A 15,849-nucleotide genomic window follows, 5' to 3' on the forward strand; every position below is an offset into this window, starting at 1 on the left:
CGACGCACTTGAGGCTAGGGCCGCAGACTCGTGTGCTCGCCCTCAGCACGCGGCAGAATCGTCAGGTACTCCGCCCACGGCCCGACCTCGTTCCGATACTGGTACGCCATCGCCTTTGCAATCTGGTGCGTATGCCCGAGGTCGTGGACAACCCATGTCGCCAGCAGTTGCCTGAGCGTCACCATTCCGAACGCCGGATGGGTCCCGGTCATATCGAGTCTGTCGGGCGTCAGATCCATCGCTCGAAGGTCGGCGACATTTCGATCTCGCAGCGTCGCGAACTCCCCGAGCAGGTCTTCCATCGATCGGTCCTTGCTCCACTCGTACATCGCGTACCGGTCGAACGGCTTGAATGGCGTCCCTTCGCCCCGCTCCAGAACCACCCGTGCTCGAACCATCCAGTCGTGCCGCTCGCCCTCGATCAAATGTCCGACCACATCAAACGGGCTGAAGGTCGCATCTCCGTAGTTGCTCAGTGTCCAGAAGTTGCTCATGCCATGAAGCATCTCCCGCAGCACACGCGGCGTTCGCTCCAGCACTTCAAGGGACCGCTTGATCTCGAACGCCATCCGGCACCTCCGCAATGAGCGTAGCCGACACAGCCGCCCGCCTGCAGTACTGTTGCAGGAGCGCGATCATCAATACGCCCACACCCTCCACCTCATCACCTCGCCCCCATCCTCGCTTGCACATGGTTGAGGCAGCGGTTCGTGGTCAGGATCCACCCCTACCCGATCTCGCTGATGATCCCGCGGCACTCCCTCACCCAAACAGCCCCTCCGCACGCGGCGGCTCGACCGGCTCGATCAGCGACGCGTCGTCGTTCCTCGGGCTGTTCACGCGCGTCGAGACGGGCCGCGCCAGCATGAGTTCAGCCGGGTACGGGCGGACAAGGGCCGACGCGTCCTCGCGCTCGGGATCGAGCCACGCGTCGTGGTCGCTCGCGTCGAGCACCAGCGGCATGCGATCATGGAACCTCGCCATCATCTCGTTGGGCGCGGTGGTGACGATCGTGTAGGTCTCGATGGTCTGGCCCTCGGGCGAAGTCCAAGACTCCCACAGCCCGCCGAACACCAGCGGCCCGTCATCCGAGGCCGTGATGTAGGAGGGCTGCTTCTTCGTGCCGCCCGAGACCTTGTCCCACTCGTAGAACCCGCTGGCGGGAACCAGGCAGCGACGGCGCTTGAACGCCGCGCGGAACGCTGGCTTCGTCGCGAGCGTCTCGCCCCGCGCGTTGATCATGCTGCTGCCGATCGCCGGATCCTTGGCCCACGACGGCACCAGCCCCCACCGGAGCATCTCCAGCGATCGCGTGCCGCCGCGCTGACGCACCACGGGGGCCATCTGCGTCGGCGCGATGTTGTACCGGAGAGGAAGATCGATCGGATCGCTCGACAGCCGCAGCAACTGGTGGACCTGCGACCATGTCACGAGATGCGTGTAGCGGCCGCACATGCACGAGAAGGGTAGTCGAACGATCACACGTCGCCGGGGAACGTCTGGCGATGCGCGCGGAGCGCGGATGGGTCGCACGCCGCGCGATGCAGCCCGCGCAGCACGGGCTCGATGTCCACCCCGTCAACCTCGTCCACCCACGCGAAGTTGGCGATGACGAGTCCTTGCTCATGGAGGTGGAGCACGCGCCCGTCGGTCGGGGCGTCGGCAGCAGCCATGATCTGGGCGACGAAGCGCGGATGGTGCCGGTGGATCACGTACGGCCGACCCGTGGTCGTCTCGCCGAAGATGAACTGCTCACTCAGCACGCGGCGTCCCTCGCATGTCGAACGAGCCCAGGAAGGCAGCGCGGGAAGCGTCCGGCCTGTCGAACCGGGCCACAGGCGCGAGGCGTCGGATGAGATCGACCGCGTCCTCGCAGTCGGCACGCGACTCGTACTCCATTCCCGAGCGAGCCAGCACGCGGCCGCTGCCGGTGATAAGGCACCATCCCCATTCCCCGTACTCGTTGGGACCAACCACAAAGGCGGGAGTTGACGCATCCATGCGTGTGGACATGCGGGGAGTGTACGGTATGCGATCGGTGTGTCAATAGGATTTTGATAGGTGTAGAGAGCGATGCATCTATCTCGTGTTCAGTGCTGGAGTTGGGCGCTTCCGATTGTCTCAGGATGATGCACGCCACGAGCGCTCGCGAATGGCGTTCACGACCGCCGTCGGCTGGACGTGGTCGAGGTAGCGGATGGTGGTCAGCAGCGATCGGTGCCCGAGTTGGCGGGAGATGATCCCGACATCGACGCCCTCGGATCTGAGTTGGGCCGCATGAGTATGCCGTAGGCCGTGGGCGTGGACGCGCTTGGCGATCCCGGCCTGGCGGCCCAGCCGCTTCATCAGTCGCCGCACGTACCCGGTCGTCAGCGGCGTGCCGTACGCGGTGCAGAGCAGCGGCGCGGCCGCGAGGGGATCCGCAACCCGCGCGAGCGGGGGGTTCGCCCGTGCCGCGACCCGCCCCCCCACACGTTGGCCCCTGCCGCGTTCGGCGAGCCAGGCGGCCACGACGGCCGCCGCGCCGGGGTCGAGGCCCACGGCCCGGTACCGGTCGCCCTTGCCGTGAAGGACCCGGACGATCCCGTTCGTCAGGTCCACGTCCTTGGGCTGGAGCGCGAGCGCCTCGGAGACCCGGAGCCCGGCCCGGTACATCAGCGTGATCAGCGCCCGGTTACGGAGGGCGACGGCGGTGTACCGGCCGCAGGCGTCGAGCAGGGCCCGGACCTCCTCGTCGGTCAGCACCTCCGGGGGCAGGCGGCGCTTGGGCTTGGAGCGCGGCCCGCGACCGGCACCCGCTGCGGCCAAGGTTTCCCCCGGTCGCGCTGATCGTCCCTTTGCGACGCGTGCGACCGGTGCGACTGGTCTCGCCCCTACTTGTTCCACGTGCCCTCCCGTCAGCTGATCCCTCCGACGCGCCGTGGCGTCCTGTGTCTGGCGTCCTCGCATGCCCTTACTCCCGCTGGGGTTACCGCTGGGGAGGCCGTTTGCGGGAGCATCCCGCGGCTACGCTCCGGCGACCAAAGCGGTACCGGAAGATGGAGGGGCGAGCAGGCCGTCGAGGCAAGGCGGCCCGTGGTTATGACAGAATGGGCCAAGAAGGGACGCGAGCGTGTGAAATATCACTTATCCCATTATTTTGGGTGGCGGATCGCCTGAAACGTGGCACACTCGTCGTATGTAGTGGCGAAGGGTCAGGACCTGCTTGGGCGGCTGCTGTGTGACGCTCGGTCCTTACCCCGTAAGGCGAAATGCTCGCCGTGCCAGGAGGAAGTGTTCATGCCAGAGACGTTCGGAACCGCACAGCGCCCGTGGTCCAACCAGGGGTACACCGACAACATCAGTTCGTTGCTCGGCGCTAGTGACTACTCCTATCAGGCGGCGCGGCCCGTCACAAACACCAGCACCGGTCTCTTCGTTGTCGGCTCAACGGCAGCGCCGCTGGCGGTCTCGAACTCGCTTGCGCTCGCGTTCTACGGCACGCCTCGGACCGACGGCGACAAGCCGAGAGAAGTGCTCGCTCGCATCTGGGCGTTCTCGGAAGCCGCGCATCAGGCCAATCCTCCCGAGGCGTGGCTCGGCGTCCTCTTGGCAGACATCACCATCAAGTTCGGTGGCACACAGATCCCGCACACCAGCAACGTCTTCCCCGGCGGCCTTGAATCCAATCCCTACCGATTCGCCCGCGACATCATCGTGACTACCGACCGCTCACTCACGCCACCTGCCTGCCGCGTGGCGGGGCAGGACGCCGTGTCTGGCATGTGCATGCTCCTCTTCGATTCCATCGGCTCGGGCTCGCTTGGCATTCAGATGACGCGCCGGCTCGGTAACGGTGCCGACGACTACGGCATGCTCAACTGCGGCGTGTCGGCCCGGGCTTTGTAAATGGACCATGGGGCAAGGAGCACCAACGATGACGACACTCACACCTGGAACGATGCAGCGAGCGTGGCGGCGGTACGCGCCTATCGCGGGGACGCTCCCGGCAATGCCATCGGTCGGTGCTTACGCCTACAGGGCCTCATTGCCAGTTGGCGACCCTGCATTCTCTGGGAATTACGTCTTCCAACTCGACCACGACACAACGCCCGGCGAGCCCGTGGGAGACATGTCCTGCTCGCTTGCCTTCTTCTTCGTGAAGAACGCGACCCCACTCCCGACGGCCATTGCCAGAATCTGGGGGATGTCACAGGCGACTGCCGGACCCGAGAACGAAACGCCCTATCTGGGTGTGTACCTCGGCGAGGTTGAGTTCACGATCGGAGCCACCCACGGCATCCCCTTCGTCTCGAACCCGCCCAAGAACGTCTTCGCGGAGAACTGGTTCATGGCCTCTCAGATCAGGGTGACGGACGACCGGGGTCTGAAGCCACCGGGACTGGCTGTCATGGGCTCGGATCGCTCCTTGGCCTCCGCTACCTCGGCATGTGTCCCGTCGGTCGTGTTCGATGCGATGGGATTCAGGAGGATCGCTGTGTCGTTGCGTTGGACAGCATCCTCTGCCGCGAGCAACGGGCTGGGGTTCTTCTGGAGATCAGCGTAGGGAATTGGACGAACTGAATGTCGGCATGATGCGAATCGAAGGATGCACGGGCCGGACTGAGTAGAAGAGGGGATCAAACAATGAACCGCAAATCAGCACTCGCACGTATCGCCACATTCGGATGCGCAATAGCGATCGGAGGGAACGCCATGGCCGGACTCGTCGTCTATCGCTACGCGGACCACTTTGAGGACGACCTGATCGTCAACCATAACGACATCTTCATTGCAGGGTTCACGCCCGCGCTCACGACAGCACCGACGGACACGATCCTGCACAACTCGCTTCGGTTCGCGTTTGAGCCATCTGGAGGGAACATCACAGCTCTTATCTCCGGCAACGATCTGCCTCTATTCCCTCCGGAGCCATTTCTCACGCTGTCGCTGTGTATCGACGGAGGGCTCAATCAGCTTGGTACAACGATGGATTCAAGCCGAGAGTGGGCAACTCCTAACTTTGATCTGGACAATGGGGTTGTAAGCCCCGCAGTGCTCATTGGGTTCAATAGTAGTGGACAGATCGATATTTCTGCGATACCGGACTGTGGCTACGCGTATATCGGTTACGCTACGTCCGATCTCGGTATGTTTGGGTACATGCAGATCCAGCGTCTCTCCCTCTATGAGTGGCGATTGATTGGATACGCCTATGACGATTCTGGCGCACCGATCGTCGTTCAGAACATCGTGCCATCCGGCAGCACGCTTGCGATTCTCGGAGCTGGCGTAGGAGTCAGTGGGCGCAAGCGGCGGTCGGCATGTGTGTGAGAGACGCGACGCCAGGCCCCTGGCGCTCATACCGAGTACCCGGGGCCAGCCGCCGCGGAGTGTCGATGGAGTTGGAGAAATGCGGAACACTTGGAGCAGGAGAACGCGCATGAGTCACGCACAAACACTCGCACGCATCGCCGCGATCGGCTGCACGGTCGCGCTGGGAGGAGACGCCATGGCCGGTATCGTGACAGTCACACTCAGCCACGAGTTGATCGTGACGAACAATGACATGGTGATCGCGCTGTTCGAGCCAGCATTGACAACGGCTCCATACCCTGCTGGCCCGATACTGCGGAACTCGCTCAAACTTGGATTTGTTACACTGCCCTTTAGCGGAACACTTGAGGCAGGTATTTCAGGTAATGCGCTTCCTCAATTTCCGCCATTCCCATATCAGACGCCGGCTCTTGTTGTTGACGGTGGACTGAACCAGCTCAATACGGAAATCAATTCAATGCGCGTCTGGGACACACCGGTGTACTCTTCCAGCACCGGCGATCTCAGGCCAGCAAGTATCAGCCAGACGGGTGACGATGGTGACTTCGATATCAGGCCCATTCCCGATGGTGGAAGTGTGTATATCGGGTATGCGAAGTCCGATTTCAGCATGTTTGGATTCATGCAGATTCAGCGAGTCACACTCACGCAGTGGCGGCTTATTGGATACGAGTATAACGACTCAGGCGTGCCGGTACTTGTACGGAACCTGATACCATCATCCCCGACTGTTGTCGCTCTTGGGATGGGCGCGGCGGCTGCTGCGAACCGCAAGAGGCGATCTCTCTAGCACTGTGATCCCGAAACGAGTTTGTGTCATGCCAGCCCTGTGGTCATTAGAAAGTACGTACGCTGCTGGCCCTGAAGGCACCAGTATCTGTATTGTATTCCGAGTGACAGGCCTTGTAGAATTCGTGCCAAAAGTTGATCAGTCAAGAGTAATTGATACCAAGAAGATCGGCGATGTACAGCTAGCAACATTTGGACCAATTGTTGGGTGGCGCTGGGACGCAGACGCAGGACATTTGTTCAGGCGTATAACTACTGACTACGAACGGTTGCCTGCCGCATCTTCAATATTTAGTATTGACTCAGACGGCGACGATTGGCTCGTAACTGTGGCTATACGCCTAAAGCAGACCGAGCAAATTGCCATTAATAATGAGAGCAATGCATCGACTGCGTATGACGAAAGACTATTTGTCAGTGCGATCGACGCTGGCTGTGTCATCCTGCGTGGCACGCCAGCGGGGCAATCTACGAGCAATACAGCATTTCGAATCACCGGCATAGGAACCGGTTTTGAGAATCTGAGCATGACGCCGAGCGCCTGGCCGGTCGGCAAACTCCCCGGCTACGACGATGGCTCGCCAGCACTTCGTGTCCACTGCGATGCACAGGCCGAGCGTGTCGCCCGCACCAACAGTGACACGACGCCGGTCACGATCGCCATGAGCGAGTGGCGCAATCTCCGCATCGGCGGCCCGCTCTTCTCCGAGGCCGTCACTGGTCGCCAACCACGCCTCCGGGTCCAGACCTCCAAGACCAATCCCTACACTCGATACGTCGGGGCAGCCCCGCTGTTCAGCCAGTCCGAGAGTCGTTTGTCGCTCGACGCCGTCGCGGCGGACCTGAGCATCGGCCCCGCCAACGTCACGCTGGCCGTGGTCGCGTGGACCACTCAGACGACCGCCGCCCATCTTGTGGGGCGGTGGAGCGGCTCGGCCAACGCGAATCGCTCCTGGCGCATCGCTTACATCCCGACGACCTCGCCCAAGCCGAGCGTCCGCGTCGAGTTCGCCCGCAACCTCTTCATCTCGCAACTCGACGCGCCCGTGGACAACCTGGCGAATCGGACGCTGATCGTCTATCGCGCCTCCGGCGGCCCGAGTGCCGTGCGCGAGATCTGGATCAACGGCGAACTCGTGACGACCGGCGGCCCGACCGGCTTCGGTATCAACACCACAGCCAACAAGCGGCTCACCGTCGGAGCCCGCGCCACCGACAACAACGACCCGCCGACGACGTGGACGGACTTTCTCGACACGATCATTCCGCCGCCGCCCCCGGATGATCCTGACCAGCCCCCCGCGCTCCGCGAAGTCCCCGGCTCCGTTGACCAAGTGGCGATCTACACTGAGCGCCTGACCGACGGGCAGTTGAACCTCGTCTTCCACGAGATGGCCCGGCGCGCGACGATCGAGTTCGGCAAGCCGATCACGCAGCCAGATCCGGCCACACAGGCCTATGGGCCGGATAATCCGGCTCCGGAACGCCGCCTGGACCGTCGGCCCGTCGCGCTCATCAATCTCTTCGGCGGCGCGAACTACGACAACGATCCGCTGGGACGCGTTCCGCAGTGGTATGCAGCGAACACGGCGTGGCTGAAGGAGCAGGTGCTGGGCTGCCTCAACGGATGCGACGAGTACGAGATCATGTTCAACCGCGTCGCCGGGCAGTACCCCGGCGACATCGTGTCGTCCGGCATCTTCGGCGATGTGCGAGATCAACCGGGCACGCCGTGCGTCTCTGCCGCCCAGTGGGCGAGCATGGAGGAGACGTGGGACGAGTTCGGGATCTCCGACCACAACGTGCGCGGCGTGGGTGTCTGGCCGTCCGACGAGAGACGCCGCGGCTGGTTCTACACCGGCGGCGGAATGTCGCTCGACGACGATGGGAACGTGACGCAGAACGCGGGGTGCCTTGCACGTATTGTCACCCCCCTCACACCGGCGTTCTACCGGGAGAGCGTGCTGGATTTCTGGGCCGCCCAGGACACGAGGTACCGCTGCCTCATGCTCGACTCGGCGATCAAGTTTGACGGTCGGTTTGTCCAGATGGTCCACTCCGAAGAGATCCGAGAGGACTTCACGCTGGTGGGTGAGTCGATCTCGACGAATCAGGCCGCGCGGCTACGAGCGCCGTGGATCGCGCTCGTGGGCGTGCCAAGCGGTCCGTGGTGGAACGAGAGCCAGAAGAACCGGGGATACAACGTCCAGTGGACGGCAAACTGGGACACGGAGCCGATTTACTTCGGTATCCAGCGTGGAGAAGAACTCGACCTCACGAGAACATCCACGAACCCGGGTGACTCAAACAACCTCCGCTTCGGCGACATCTACACATTCGTTCGCAAGGGTGGAACGCCGGTTGCTTGGGGCGGCCAGTACGCCAAGGTCGGCGCGGCGTGGGACTACGCGACAGGCCGCATCCCGGTTGGCCGTTTCACGATGCTCTCTCCAAGAAACGCCCGCGTCTGGCGGTGACGCGTGCAGATATCCCGTTCAACACATGAAGAAAGGGCTTTCGTATGCGTGCGACCCTCGGAGTGCTGTCGTTGTCGTTCTGCGTCTCACTCTCCGCTCAAGCACAGAACAACTGGGTGCAGAACAATCCCAACATCTTCTTCACTGGCGGCAACGTTGGGATCGGAACGAACGGACCCGTGCATCGGCTGTCCGTTCAGTCCGGCACAGACCGGGCGGTTGGCATCTATGTCGAGAACTCGACAATCACTGGCGATCCCACTTACGGCCTCTGGGCTCAGAGCCTACACACGACGGGCCGTGGCGTGTATGGCAGAGCCGTCGCGGAGACTGGTGCGAACATCGGTGTTCTCGGCGTCACGCGGTCGTCCACGGGTCACGGCGTGTACGGGAGCGCCTCGGAAACTTCAGGGGTGAACTTTGGCGTGCGCGGCGTGACGGACTCACCGCTCGGATTCGGAGTCCGGGGCGTCGCGGGCGCGACGGGCGTGGGCGTCAACGCAGTCGGCGTCCATGGACGCTCCTCTGGCCAGAGCGGTCGTGGCGTGTACGGGGAGGCAAACAGCGCTGACGGCACGACCTACGGCGTGATCGGCTACACAACATCGGCGTCCGGCTATGCGGTGTACGCCGACGGGGCGCTCGCCGCGAGCGGCACAAAGACGTTCGTGATCGACCACCCGCAGGATCCTGAGAATCGCCTACTGCTGCACTACAGCGCGGAGGGACCGGAGCCCTACCTCGTGTATCGGGGAACGGTGACGCTCGATGATGCGGGCGTCGCGCAGGTCGCATTGCCGCACTACTTTGATCAGGTTGCCAGGGATCCGCAGTACCAACTCACGCCCGTCGGCGCGCCCTCGCCATCACTGCATGTTGCTCGGAAGGTGAGCGAGGGCACATTCGCCATCGGTGGCGGAGTTCCCGGGCTTGAGGTCTGCTGGACCGTAACGGCCGTTCGCAATGACCTCTGGGTCCGTGCCAATCCTCCTGCCACGGAAAAGATGAAGCCGGATCATGAACGCGGCACCTACCTCCGCCCCGAGTTGTACGGGCAGCCTGCGACCAGAAGAACCCATTACATCTCGCCGGAGGAACCGATTCTCGATGGGCTCTGACATGTGACCACGCAGAGCCTCTTGGGCTTCGGTCGAACCCAGTTGATAGGCAACATTCGCAACGTGACCTGTGTTTTCATTCCCCGGCTCCGTTCCCTCGCAAGTAACGATCCACGGCGTTGTTGGGGGTTCCCCATGCGAGAGGGTGGCCGATCAGCAGATCATGGGGTATATTGGTCGTAGATCCTCCCAAGACGCTGTTGCGACCGGTTGATCAGCAGCATCCGCGTCGCGGCCCGATCGGGCCAAGCGTCTTCAGCAGCCAGCCTCTTCCTCAACGGGAAGGGGCTGGTTTCATGGTGGGGCCGCATGGTCCGCGCGACGCTCGCACTGCAGAAGTCGTGTTTCAACGTATCGCATGTGTCGCATGTATCGCGGCATGGCAGAACACATGGTGCAAAGCATGGCCGCAACGGCCGCACGGCCCCGGGCTGCACTCCATCCCCCAGCCCCGCTTTCAATCGCGGAACGTAGCCCGGCGATGGCGAGTTCCCGCGCCAGAGTTCGGCGTGTTGCCGGGCAACGGGCCGCATGGGCCGCACGGGTCCACCTAGGCGTCCGCGCCGGTCGCCGCACGCACGGCCGCTGCCACGCGCTTTGTCTGGTCGTGCGCTTCGTCGGCAGTCGCATCGAGCGCCTCCCGCGCCAATCGCATCTGCTCTTCCCACGGCGTACCGGGCGGCGGCGGCACGTGCTTGTTCGGGTTGAGATCAGCCAGACGCTCGGCCTCCCGGAAGTCGCCGCGGGCCCAGGCGAGCATCTCTTGGATGTGCCTGTACGTCTCGCCGTCGGTGTGCTCGGGGCGAACCAGCGCCAAGCCCGGCTCGCGGGCCGCCTTCAGGGCGCAGATCCGGTGTGTGAGCATGTTGTCATGCGCGCGGCTCTCGGCTTCGTCGCGCTGCGACTGCCGCTCGATTCGGTTCAGACGCGACCGCAGCGATCGCATGGGCGGCTCCTCCTGGCTACGACGTGACGAACGTCCCGCCCGCCGCGAGCCACTGCTCCAGCGGGTTGGGGGCGGCCTTGTCGAGGATCACCAGCCGAGGGTGCGACACGCGCCCGCAACGGTCGCACCCGATCCGGTCGCCGGGCTTGGTCGTCAGGTCGCACTCGGGTGGCCCCTGCACGAAGTGCTGCGGCCAGCCGCGCCCGTTGCAGCGTGGGCAGGCACCGACGATGCCGCGCCGCTCCTCCAGCCGCTTCAGCCGTCCGGTCAGGCGCATGCTCGATCCCCCCAATTCACCTGCTGTGATGTTGGCGGCGGCACGGGCGGCGTACTCGACGCCTCCTTCATCGACCGCTCCAGGTCGTCCACGCGGGTGGCGAGGTCATCCAGTTCGATCGACTCGCGGCTGAACTTCAGGAGCGCCGTCGCGGCCGAGACGCGGCTGCTCATCGGCGCGGACGTGTCGGCCATGATCTTCGCGAGCACCTGCACCGCCACCGGCGCGAACTTCTGACTGGCCGCCATCGCCTGCGAGAACGACTCCCTCCGCGCCTTGCGGAACGCCTTCGAGAAGTTCGGGTCGTCCATCCACCGGTACATCGTGCGGCGACCAACGCCCGCGGCCTTGGCGGCGTGCGCAACCGTGGGCTCGTCGAGCAGCGCGAGGATCGCCTTCTCCTGCGTCGTCGTCAGACCCGAACTGGACCTTCGAGTTGCCAACGTGTGCCCCCATGCGCCGCGCTCACGCGACCCCTGACCCCATCACGTGCCTTCGCACCCACCCGCACCCCGTCGCGTCCCGATGTAGGCGGCTGCCTACTTGCGCTTCCACAGGTCCGCCACGTCGCCCCAGTTGCCCACAAACCCCTCGGAATCCGCTGGAATACAGCATACTCCGGTCGCTGACGCCTTGCATGTGTACGAGTGTCATGGCTTGATGTGTTCCACGTGGGCGAAGCCGCCCGCGTAGGAGAACGCCATGACGCACGCGAACCAGATCTCGCCGTTCCACCAACTCAAGGCCGCCGCGAGGGCGGCGCACGAGCGCCTCGGGCTTCGCCACCAACCGGTGGTGGTCCGCAGCGAGGAGAGCGCCTTCAGCATCGCCGACCGCACCAGCGCGGGGATGGTGGTGCTGGGCGAGGGCGCGTACTGGGTGGTCTGCCTCGCCGACGCCGAGCGGCTGGTGAACGCCGGGTACGAGTACGCCCCGAGGCCGACGAGCCGCTGAACCGACGACCAACGCGCCACACACCGACGGAGACGATTCATGACGAACCCCCACGACCCCCACGACACCCACGCCAAACATCATCTCAACCGCAAGCCATCTCTCGACGCGCTGGCCAAGCGCCACGACCTCGACGAGGAACTCGAATGGGCCACGGCGGAACTGCTGCTGGAGACCTTGGAGACTCGCGGCCGCGACGCGCTCGACTTCCACGAGATCCCCGTCAGCGCGATCCGCGACATCGTGCGGCACGCCTTCGAGAGCGGGTACAGATCCGGCTTGCACGCTGGCTATCGCCAGGGGCGAAGCGACGCCTGCGACGAGGCACGCGGCAAGGAGGCCCGAACCCAGCCCCGCAACCCCGACCTCGTAGACCGAGCCACAACCGACCCGACGACCTGAAGCCCGCGACCTGCGGGCTTCGCTGTTTACAGGAGCAACGCCATGCACGACACCGACCTTCAGGACATCCTGCTCAACGCCATCCAGAACATCCTCGACGCCAGGGACGAGGTCGAGGGCGAGGACGACGACATCGCGCTCGCCGAGATCGCCCGCGACATGGTCAGCGACCTCGAGGACCTTGCGAGCGTCAGCACCTTCGAGCGGGCCGGATTGATGACCACCAACGCCGGGATCGTCCTGCGCTTCGGCGACGGCTCGGTCTTCCAGATCAGCATCGTGCAGAGCAGGTGATCCCCACACCTCGCTCATCCACGCGCCGCTCCGGGAGACCGGTGCGAGCGCGATTCCCCGGAGCGATGTGCGCCGGGTTCCACCCCAACGACGGAGACCACCATGTCCAAGAAGACCCCCACGACGAAGTCCAAGCCCGCCAGCAAGACGAGCAGCAAGCCCGCGCCGGACACGGCCGCGAACGACAAAGCCCGCGCCGACGCGCTCGCCAAGTTGAACGCGGCACCCGCCAAGGACGCCACCAAGCGGACCAAGCCATCGCGCGGGTCCAAGCCCGAGGGGTGGGAGAACGACCCGCTGGAGAACGACGCGGCGCTGGAGGCCGCCCTTGCGGGAACGAACGCGGCCCCGACGCCGCCCACGGTCGCCCACGGCGCGAAGCCCGCCAAGGGTGGCGGCAAGAACGCCACCGCCGCCAAGGGAACGCCCACGGGCGAACCTCGGGCGACGGGTGGCAAGGTGGCCAAGGAGGCGAAGGACGCAAAGACCCCCGCGGCCAAGCCCGCGAAGCCAGCCAAGGCGAAGCGCATCTCGGCGCTCGACGCGGCCGCGAAGGTTCTCGCCGAGTCCGACCGCCCGCTCCGCGCCATCGACATGATCGAGGTCATGCACGCCAAGGGCCTCTGGACCAGCCCGGGCGGCAAGACGCCCGAGGCCACGCTTTACGCCGCCATCACCCGCGAGATCGCAGCCAAGGGGACCGACGCCCGCTTCAAGAAGGTCGATCGCGGGATGTTCGCCAGCACCCCAGCGGCCCCCACGACCGCCAAGTCCGGGAAGGGCGGGTGAGCCATGACGACCACGACGCCCGACCTGAGTTCGCCGGAGTTCGATCCCCGCGACGCCGTCCTTGAAGCAGCCCTCGCGCTCCTCGAAGCACGCGCCGCACACATGCTGACGGTGGATGAATGGGTCGGCCTCGCCCGCGCGGTGGCGAAGTGCCAAGGCATACAGACGGTCGGCTACCTGACCGACCGCGACCTCGATCAGGTCGTCGAGGACGAGGTGGACTGGGACACCGAACGCGACGGCCCGCTGCCCGAAGCAGAATCGCTCTGATCGGACCCCTAAGGCCCGAGAACAACCCCACCTCGGCCTATGGCCGGGGTGTTTGTGCGGCGGCATCCCGCAGCTCATGCCTTGCGAGCAAACCGCCGAAGTGTATACTTCGTATGTACGATGTAGTAACGGTTCCCGGAGGCCCCCATGATCAAGACACTCACCAAGCACGGCAACAGCTACGCGCTGGTCATCGACAAGCCGATCCTCGAACTCCTGAACTTCGAGCCGGGCGCTCCCTTGGAAGTCAGCACCGACGGGAAGGTGCTGACGATCAGCCGGGCAAGCGACGCTAGCCGCGATGGCCGGTTGGCAAAGTCGCTCGCGAAGGTCAACGCCAAGCACGGCAAGGCCCTGAAGCGTCTTGCGGAGTGAGCTCGCATGACCCCGGAATGGCTGCGCGTCGATGACGTGCTGCAGATCCACCAGGATCAGATCGAGCGCTACGGCGGCAGCCCGGATCTCCGCGATCCAGGCCTGCTGACCTCCGCCGTAGAGACGCCGCGCGCCATGTTCGATGGGAGATGCCTTCACGGGGATCTCTTTGAGATGGCAGCGGCGTACCTCTTCCACATCGTGCAGAACCATCCGTTCATGGACGGGAACAAGCGGACCGGCACAGCGGTGGCATTGGTCTTCCTCGATCTGAACGGGATCGAGATGGCCATCGACGATGACGCGCTGGTTGACCATGTGCTCGGCGTCGCGCAGGGCCGGATCGCCAAGCCGGAGATCGCCGCGTTCCTGAAGGAGCACGTCGTGGATTGAAGCGTTCTTCATGATCGCACCGCCGCGGCGATCCGCTCCGCTTTCTTGCCCGTGAAGTTCTCCCAGCGCTGCACGATCACATCGCAGTACGGCGCGTCCAACTCCATCAGGAACGCTTTGCGTCCCGTCTGCTCGGCCGCGATCAGAGTGCTGCCAGATCCTCCGAACAAATCCAACACGTTCTCGCCAGGCTGCGAGGAGTACTCCATCGCGCGTCGCGCGAGTTCGACGGGCTTCTCCGTGAGATGAACCATCGCGTTGGGGTTCACCTTCTTGATGGACCACGTGTCCGGCACGTTGTTCGGCCCGAAGAAGCGGTGCGCAGCGCCCTCACGCCACCCGTAGAAGCACCACTCGTGGTCTCCCATGAAATCCTTTCTCGTCAAAACCGGATGCATCTTGTGCCAGATGATGGCTTGGCTGAAGTACAGCCCGTGCCGCTTCAGCACCGGCGGGTAGTTCGCGCAGTTCGCATAGCCGCCCCAGATGTAGAACCCGCCGCCAGGCATCAGCACACGCGAGATGTTGCGGAACCACGCATCCAGCAGACGGTCGAACTCTTCGTCGGTGACGAAGTCGTTGGCCAGCGGCCTGTCCTTGGCCCGCATCTGTTTGCCCGTGCCCTTCTTGCTGCCGGGGTTGCGAGCGGCGTCGAAGCGCTGGTGGTGGTTGCGCGGCTGCGTGTTCGTCGCGCTGAACGATGACAACCCCGCCGCGATCGCATTGTTGCTCCGCGGCTCGACCTTGACGTTGTACGGAGGGTCCGTGTTACAGAGGTGAATGACCGCGCCGTCGAGCAGGCGATCGAGATCCGCGACGCTCCCACTGTCGCCGCACAAGAGGCGATGGTTCCCGAGGATCCACAGGTCGCCCGGCTGCGTAATCGCCTCATCAGGCGGCGCTGGGATGTCGTCCGGATCCGTCGCGCCGACCTCGAGGCCCGGTTCAAGCAACTTCGAGATCTCGACATCCGTGAAACCGAGTCCGCCGAGGTCAATGTCGAGCGCCTTCAACTCGCCGAGTTCGACCGCGAGCAGTTCGTCCGACCACTCGGCGATCAGTGCGGTGCGATTGTCCGCGAGGCGATACGCCTTGGCCTGCTCGGGCGTCAGGTCGGCGACGTGGACCGGCACCTTCTCCAGCCCGAGGTGCTTGGCCGCCTTCCATCGCGTGTGCCCGACGATGATCACGCCTTCCCTGTCCACGACGATCGGTTGCCTGAACCCGTACTCCTCGATGCTCTTCGCCACCGCCTCGACCGCCCCGTCGTTCACGCGCGGGTTGTTCGGGTAGGGCGTGATCTCATCCACGCCCCGCATCTCAATCGCCATCCCGTTCGTCGTCGCGCTCGTCATGTCGTGCCCCTTGTTCCCACAGCGACCCATCCGTCCGTCATCCGTTCGTACTTCTCACGCTTCAATCGATGACTCAGTGACTCAGATGACTCAG

Annotated in this window: 22 protein-coding genes; 13 read left to right on the top strand and 9 right to left on the bottom strand. The window is 64.3% G+C overall.

Features of this window, described 5'->3' with window-relative positions:
- Nucleotides 1–14: 14 nt before the first annotated feature.
- The 5 genes from KF838_03755 to KF838_03775 form a co-directional block, all read right to left on the bottom strand.
- Nucleotides 15–569, bottom strand: coding sequence for a DinB family protein (locus KF838_03755; GenBank protein QYK48970.1), 555 nt, complete (start codon nucleotides 567–569; stop codon nucleotides 15–17).
- A gap of 193 nt (nucleotides 570–762) precedes the next feature.
- Complete coding sequence (locus tag KF838_03760) at nucleotides 763–1,455, bottom strand: SOS response-associated peptidase (GenBank protein QYK48971.1); 693 nt, start codon at nucleotides 1,453–1,455, stop codon at nucleotides 763–765.
- A 23-nt stretch (nucleotides 1,456–1,478) separates the two neighbouring features.
- Nucleotides 1,479–1,763 carry a hypothetical protein gene (locus KF838_03765; protein QYK48972.1) on the bottom strand — a complete coding sequence of 95 codons (285 nt, stop codon included), beginning with the start codon at nucleotides 1,761–1,763 and terminating at the stop codon, nucleotides 1,479–1,481.
- A complete protein-coding gene (locus KF838_03770; protein ID QYK48973.1) occupies nucleotides 1,753–2,013 on the bottom strand; it encodes a YegP family protein in 261 nt (86 codons plus the stop codon). The genes KF838_03765 and KF838_03770 overlap by 11 nt, the downstream gene beginning before the upstream one ends.
- Nucleotides 2,014–2,121: 108 nt before the next feature.
- On the bottom strand, nucleotides 2,122–2,808 hold the full coding sequence (locus KF838_03775) for a site-specific integrase (protein ID QYK48974.1): 687 nt from the start codon (nucleotides 2,806–2,808) through the stop codon (nucleotides 2,122–2,124).
- 471 nt (nucleotides 2,809–3,279) lie between these two features.
- Between KF838_03775 and KF838_03780 the strand changes: the two genes are divergently transcribed.
- From KF838_03780 to KF838_03805, 6 genes are all read left to right on the top strand, one after another.
- The gene (locus tag KF838_03780; protein ID QYK48975.1) at nucleotides 3,280–3,888 is read left to right on the top strand and encodes a hypothetical protein; all 609 of its coding nucleotides are present in this window, start codon (nucleotides 3,280–3,282) and stop codon (nucleotides 3,886–3,888) included.
- 28 nt (nucleotides 3,889–3,916) lie between these two features.
- The gene (locus tag KF838_03785) at nucleotides 3,917–4,546 is read left to right on the top strand and encodes a hypothetical protein (GenBank protein QYK48976.1); all 630 of its coding nucleotides are present in this window, start codon (nucleotides 3,917–3,919) and stop codon (nucleotides 4,544–4,546) included.
- Nucleotides 4,547–4,695: 149 nt separating this feature from the next.
- Nucleotides 4,696–5,313: a hypothetical protein gene (locus tag KF838_03790; GenBank protein ID QYK48977.1), complete on the top strand. Its 618-nt coding sequence runs from the start codon at nucleotides 4,696–4,698 to the stop codon at nucleotides 5,311–5,313.
- A 109-nt stretch (nucleotides 5,314–5,422) separates the two neighbouring features.
- Nucleotides 5,423–6,106 carry a hypothetical protein gene (locus KF838_03795; GenBank protein QYK48978.1) on the top strand — a complete coding sequence of 228 codons (684 nt, stop codon included), beginning with the start codon at nucleotides 5,423–5,425 and terminating at the stop codon, nucleotides 6,104–6,106.
- Nucleotides 6,107–6,632: 526 nt separating this feature from the next.
- Nucleotides 6,633–8,582, top strand: coding sequence for a hypothetical protein (locus KF838_03800; GenBank protein ID QYK48979.1), 1,950 nt, complete (start codon nucleotides 6,633–6,635; stop codon nucleotides 8,580–8,582).
- Nucleotides 8,583–8,626: 44 nt separating this feature from the next.
- Nucleotides 8,627–9,700 carry a hypothetical protein gene (locus KF838_03805; protein QYK48980.1) on the top strand — a complete coding sequence of 358 codons (1,074 nt, stop codon included), beginning with the start codon at nucleotides 8,627–8,629 and terminating at the stop codon, nucleotides 9,698–9,700.
- Between the two features lie 550 nt (nucleotides 9,701–10,250).
- Here KF838_03805 and KF838_03810 read toward each other — a convergent pair.
- The 3 genes from KF838_03810 to KF838_03820 are packed head-to-tail and all read right to left on the bottom strand — an operon-like array spanning nucleotide 10,251 to nucleotide 11,366.
- Nucleotides 10,251–10,646, bottom strand: a complete 396-nt coding sequence (locus KF838_03810; GenBank protein QYK48981.1) for a hypothetical protein — start codon at nucleotides 10,644–10,646, stop codon at nucleotides 10,251–10,253.
- A gap of 16 nt (nucleotides 10,647–10,662) precedes the next feature.
- A complete protein-coding gene (locus KF838_03815) occupies nucleotides 10,663–10,923 on the bottom strand; it encodes a hypothetical protein (GenBank protein QYK48982.1) in 261 nt (86 codons plus the stop codon).
- Nucleotides 10,914–11,366: a hypothetical protein gene (locus tag KF838_03820; GenBank protein ID QYK48983.1), complete on the bottom strand. Its 453-nt coding sequence runs from the start codon at nucleotides 11,364–11,366 to the stop codon at nucleotides 10,914–10,916. The genes KF838_03815 and KF838_03820 overlap by 10 nt, the downstream gene beginning before the upstream one ends.
- Before the next feature lie 259 nt (nucleotides 11,367–11,625).
- Here KF838_03820 and KF838_03825 point away from each other — a divergent pair, with 259 nt between their 5' ends.
- The 7 genes from KF838_03825 (at nucleotide 11,626) to KF838_03855 (ending at nucleotide 14,400) form a co-directional block, all read left to right on the top strand.
- Nucleotides 11,626–11,877 (top strand): hypothetical protein, encoded by a 252-nt coding sequence (locus KF838_03825; protein ID QYK48984.1) that lies wholly within the window; start codon nucleotides 11,626–11,628, stop codon nucleotides 11,875–11,877.
- Between the two features lie 39 nt (nucleotides 11,878–11,916).
- On the top strand, nucleotides 11,917–12,279 hold the full coding sequence (locus KF838_03830; GenBank protein QYK48985.1) for a hypothetical protein: 363 nt from the start codon (nucleotides 11,917–11,919) through the stop codon (nucleotides 12,277–12,279).
- A 42-nt stretch (nucleotides 12,280–12,321) separates the two neighbouring features.
- Complete coding sequence (locus KF838_03835) at nucleotides 12,322–12,573, top strand: hypothetical protein (protein QYK48986.1); 252 nt, start codon at nucleotides 12,322–12,324, stop codon at nucleotides 12,571–12,573.
- Between the two features lie 102 nt (nucleotides 12,574–12,675).
- Nucleotides 12,676–13,362 carry a winged helix-turn-helix domain-containing protein gene (locus tag KF838_03840; GenBank protein QYK48987.1) on the top strand — a complete coding sequence of 229 codons (687 nt, stop codon included), beginning with the start codon at nucleotides 12,676–12,678 and terminating at the stop codon, nucleotides 13,360–13,362.
- A gap of 3 nt (nucleotides 13,363–13,365) precedes the next feature.
- Entirely contained in the window at nucleotides 13,366–13,632 is a 267-nt protein-coding gene (locus KF838_03845) for a hypothetical protein (protein QYK48988.1), read from the top strand.
- 147 nt (nucleotides 13,633–13,779) lie between these two features.
- Nucleotides 13,780–14,007 carry a hypothetical protein gene (locus KF838_03850; protein ID QYK48989.1) on the top strand — a complete coding sequence of 76 codons (228 nt, stop codon included), beginning with the start codon at nucleotides 13,780–13,782 and terminating at the stop codon, nucleotides 14,005–14,007.
- Nucleotides 14,008–14,013: 6 nt separating this feature from the next.
- Nucleotides 14,014–14,400 (top strand): type II toxin-antitoxin system death-on-curing family toxin, encoded by a 387-nt coding sequence (locus tag KF838_03855; GenBank protein ID QYK48990.1) that lies wholly within the window; start codon nucleotides 14,014–14,016, stop codon nucleotides 14,398–14,400.
- An 8-nt stretch (nucleotides 14,401–14,408) separates the two neighbouring features.
- Here the strand turns inward: KF838_03855 and KF838_03860 are convergent, their stop codons facing one another.
- A complete protein-coding gene (locus KF838_03860; GenBank protein QYK48991.1) occupies nucleotides 14,409–15,755 on the bottom strand; it encodes a ParB N-terminal domain-containing protein in 1,347 nt (448 codons plus the stop codon).
- Nucleotides 15,756–15,849 lie beyond the last annotated feature (94 nt).

This window comes from Phycisphaeraceae bacterium (assembly GCA_019454185.1).
GTDB lineage: Bacteria > Planctomycetota > Phycisphaerae > Phycisphaerales > UBA1924 > JAHBWV01.

Coding starts and splice junctions, on each gene's coding strand:
- KF838_03770 (QYK48973.1), bottom strand. CDS start 2,013: ATGTCCACACGCATGGATGCGTCAACTCCCGCCTTTGTGGTTGGTCCC.
- KF838_03840 (QYK48987.1), top strand. CDS start 12,676: ATGTCCAAGAAGACCCCCACGACGAAGTCCAAGCCCGCCAGCAAGACG.
- KF838_03815 (QYK48982.1), bottom strand. CDS start 10,923: ATGCGCCTGACCGGACGGCTGAAGCGGCTGGAGGAGCGGCGCGGCATC.
- KF838_03810 (QYK48981.1), bottom strand. CDS start 10,646: ATGCGATCGCTGCGGTCGCGTCTGAACCGAATCGAGCGGCAGTCGCAG.
- KF838_03785 (QYK48976.1), top strand. CDS start 3,917: ATGACGACACTCACACCTGGAACGATGCAGCGAGCGTGGCGGCGGTAC.
- KF838_03780 (QYK48975.1), top strand. CDS start 3,280: ATGCCAGAGACGTTCGGAACCGCACAGCGCCCGTGGTCCAACCAGGGG.
- KF838_03845 (QYK48988.1), top strand. CDS start 13,366: ATGACGACCACGACGCCCGACCTGAGTTCGCCGGAGTTCGATCCCCGC.
- KF838_03790 (QYK48977.1), top strand. CDS start 4,696: ATGGCCGGACTCGTCGTCTATCGCTACGCGGACCACTTTGAGGACGAC.
- KF838_03860 (QYK48991.1), bottom strand. CDS start 15,755: ATGACGAGCGCGACGACGAACGGGATGGCGATTGAGATGCGGGGCGTG.
- KF838_03755 (QYK48970.1), bottom strand. CDS start 569: ATGGCGTTCGAGATCAAGCGGTCCCTTGAAGTGCTGGAGCGAACGCCG.
- KF838_03830 (QYK48985.1), top strand. CDS start 11,917: ATGACGAACCCCCACGACCCCCACGACACCCACGCCAAACATCATCTC.
- KF838_03795 (QYK48978.1), top strand. CDS start 5,423: ATGAGTCACGCACAAACACTCGCACGCATCGCCGCGATCGGCTGCACG.
- KF838_03760 (QYK48971.1), bottom strand. CDS start 1,455: ATGTGCGGCCGCTACACGCATCTCGTGACATGGTCGCAGGTCCACCAG.
- KF838_03825 (QYK48984.1), top strand. CDS start 11,626: ATGACGCACGCGAACCAGATCTCGCCGTTCCACCAACTCAAGGCCGCC.
- KF838_03800 (QYK48979.1), top strand. CDS start 6,633: ATGACGCCGAGCGCCTGGCCGGTCGGCAAACTCCCCGGCTACGACGAT.
- KF838_03855 (QYK48990.1), top strand. CDS start 14,014: ATGACCCCGGAATGGCTGCGCGTCGATGACGTGCTGCAGATCCACCAG.
- KF838_03850 (QYK48989.1), top strand. CDS start 13,780: ATGATCAAGACACTCACCAAGCACGGCAACAGCTACGCGCTGGTCATC.
- KF838_03805 (QYK48980.1), top strand. CDS start 8,627: ATGCGTGCGACCCTCGGAGTGCTGTCGTTGTCGTTCTGCGTCTCACTC.
- KF838_03835 (QYK48986.1), top strand. CDS start 12,322: ATGCACGACACCGACCTTCAGGACATCCTGCTCAACGCCATCCAGAAC.